This window comes from Stenotrophomonas sp. NPDC077659, from assembly GCF_050268705.1.
Taxonomy (GTDB): Bacteria; Pseudomonadota; Gammaproteobacteria; order Xanthomonadales; family Xanthomonadaceae; genus Stenotrophomonas.
The window spans coordinates 1-2928 of sequence record NZ_JBNNHG010000241.1 but is presented as its reverse complement, the minus strand read 5'-3'; the positions used below and the strand labels follow the sequence as shown (position 1 = coordinate 2928).

The following is a 2928-nucleotide window of genomic DNA, read 5'->3' as shown; positions in this document are numbered from 1 at the left end:
TTGGCTTTGGAAATCGATCAATTCAACTCACGTGTTGCGCTTGCAAGTTGAGACCACCCTTTACGAGACATGGGTCAGGCTCCTTCCTGGTCACCGATGAATGGGCTGTCAGATATTCGCAGCGTCGACGAACCACATGCCATCAGCGTCGCTATCGGTCGCCATCCCCGCTGCAGCTACGGCATCCTTAAAGCGAACATCGCAAAAAATCCTACCTGTATAAGGCGTCTTGAACACATGTGCCGAACCCAGCAGGTCTCGCTTGAAGGTCACGCTTGCACCGCCTGTCAGATCGTAGAACTTACCGTTGATGAAATCTTCGGTCGTATCAATGAAAAGCTTGGAGGCCTCCTCGTCCAGTGCATCAATCTCTTGCACCACGGTGCAAAGGAAGTGGCGCGGCCCCTTGCTGCCGTCAGCCAAGCGGTAATCAACCTCCGCGAAAGCGAACGCGTTGGGATCCACCAAAGCCATGACTTGGTGCAACCGCTCGGACACGAGCCAGTACCCGCTGAATCCTGGCTCCAGATCCTTCGGTGGGGGCCCCTTGCTGGGGAAGTAGATCAAGCGGGGAACTTCACGCAGCTCAGGGAAGCCCCCATTTTCCGGCCGTAGAATCAGGCGAGGGGGTGAGAGCAATTTGCCAAGGTTCTCAAAGACAACCCCGCAGGTGGGGCCATTGATCGCCCCGGCCTCAAGGATGAAGAACTCTCCAAGCCTAGGCTGATTGAGCGTGATCGATTCCATACCTTGCGTCCTGTCCATGGCTACGTCGTCGGAAGAGTCACCAGTAGCCTACCTTGATCACGCGCTGGCAGGCCAATCCGCGCCTACGTCAGCGAACTGGTGAACTGGCTCAGGCGAGCAGTTCAGGACTCTAGGCAAGCATTTCGGATCCAACCTCGGCAATGGTTGAAGTCCCGGGACTCTGGAGAAACCATGCCGACCCCGACATCGACTGCTGGGCAGATCCTGCGCATGTGAAATACGTCTCAATTTACATGCTCGCTAAGTGTCCAGTCTGGGGGTGCTGTCCAGCCTGGTGCAGGTGTCCAATTCATTTGGCGGCGGTGTCCAGTTTGTTTGGTGCCCCTGTCCAGTTCGTTTGGTTCTGGGTGTCCAATTGGTTGGCGTTTCGTACATGGCACAGGATCAGGAGTCGGGATAAAAAAATGGCAATGACGAGTCTGATGGGGTCAATTTACGCCGGAATCTGCGCAGATTGCGGAGAGGGAATGCAGCCATAGGAGGCCCGGATACGTGGCTCGATGATGCTGGGCTGAATGCTACGGGCTGGCGCCATCACAGGCCAAGGAATACAGCGATTCTCAAGGATCCAACGCGGCTCGCCTGGACTTCGCTGGATCAGCCGCCTGGCCTTAACCTGCCAGGAGTTGGCCTACTACGGAGCTCTGCTGGATGGGCTTCGTTGAGATAGCGTCAACAAAGCAAAACGCCGCGATCCTGTTAGGATCGCGGCGTTCTTTCCGCAGGTAGCAAGGATTACGGACGTTGCCTGGTTGCTTCTAGAGGCACCGTCAGTAATCAGCCGCCGCGCGGGCCGCTGCGGCGCGGGCCACCCGGGCTGCGGTTGCCGCCGGGGCCACGGTTGCCACCGGGACCACCCGGGCCACGGTTGCCGCCCGGACCGCGATTGCCGCCCGGACGTGCATTGGCGTTGCCGCCCGGACGACCGTTGCCGGCCGGACGCGCGCTGCCATACGGGTTGAAGCCCGGATTGGCGTGGTCGGACGGGAAGCTTGGGGCATTGCCCGGATGGCCGTACGGATGCTTGTTGCCCTGGCCCTGCGAGCGGTTGCCCGCACCGGCCGGACGGCCCTGGCCACCACCGGCGCCACCACGGCCTTCACCGCCGAAGCCGCCGCGGCCCTGGCCGCCACCTGCACCAGCACCCGGACCCTTCGGCTTGCCGTACGGACGGCCCTGGCCACCCGCACCAGCACCCGGACCACGGGCACCCGGGCCACGCGCGCCCGGACCGACGTTGCGGTGGCCGCTCGGGCCGGTGCTGACGCCATCCGGCACGTACCAGGTACGGAATGCGGCCGGGTTGCCTTCCGGCAGCGAACGGTCGTTCTTCGGCGCGCGCTGCTTGAACGGCTTCTGCGACTGCTTGGCCGCCGCTTCGCCGCTGACGGTCAGGCCGCCCTTGAAGCCGCCGCCCTTGCCGCCGCGACCACGGCCGCGATCTTCGCGCACGTTGTCGAAGCGGCGCAGTTCGCGACCTTCATCGGCGGTGCTGTGGCCGTTGACGTAGGCATTGCCACGGCCGCCTTCGCGCACGCGCACGGTGGTCTTGGCCGCGCGACGCTGGCCGATCACCGGCTGCAGGGTCAGCGCCGACGGCGCGCCTTCTTCCAGCTTCAGCTGCGCGCGCAGGGCTTCGACCTGGGCGGTCGGCAGTTCCACCGAATGGCCACGGACCAGTTCGCGCGGCAGGCTGACCTTGCCGTAGCGGGTGCGCTTCAGGCGGCTGACCTGGCAGCCCTGCGATTCCCACAGGCGGCGCACTTCGCGGTTGCGGCCTTCCTTCACCACGACGCGGAACCAGTCATGCGAATCAGTGCCGCCGATGCGTTCGATCTCGTCGAACTTGGCCGGGCCGTCTTCCAGCGCCACGCCACGGGCGAGGCGGTCGACGATGGCGTCGGAGACCTTCTCTTCGCCTTCCGGGGCACGCACGCGCACCACGTACTCGCGCTCGACCTCGAACGACGGGTGCATCATGGCGTTGGCCAGTTCACCGTCGGTGGTGGCCAGCAGCAGGCCGGTGGTGTTGATGTCCAGGCGGCCGATGGCGATCCAGCGCGCGCCCTTCAGCGGCGGCAGGGATTCGAACACCGTCGGGCGGCTCCACGTTTGCGTGCAACGTACCGGCCTGTGCGGACAGTTCACGTTCCCAGCCCA

At 63.6% G+C, this 2928-nt stretch carries 2 protein-coding genes; both read right to left on the bottom strand.

Going from position 1 to position 2928, the window contains the following annotated elements; translation table 11 throughout:
* Window positions 1-108: 108 nt before the first annotated feature.
* Entirely contained in the window at window positions 109-747 is a 639-nt protein-coding gene (locus ACQKDV_RS18990; RefSeq protein ID WP_427785789.1) for a DUF1629 domain-containing protein, read from the bottom strand.
* A gap of 798 nt (window positions 748-1545) precedes the next feature.
* On the bottom strand, window positions 1546-2916 hold the full coding sequence (locus tag ACQKDV_RS18985) for a pseudouridine synthase (protein WP_427785790.1): 1371 nt from the start codon (window positions 2914-2916) through the stop codon (window positions 1546-1548).
* Window positions 2917-2928 lie beyond the last annotated feature (12 nt).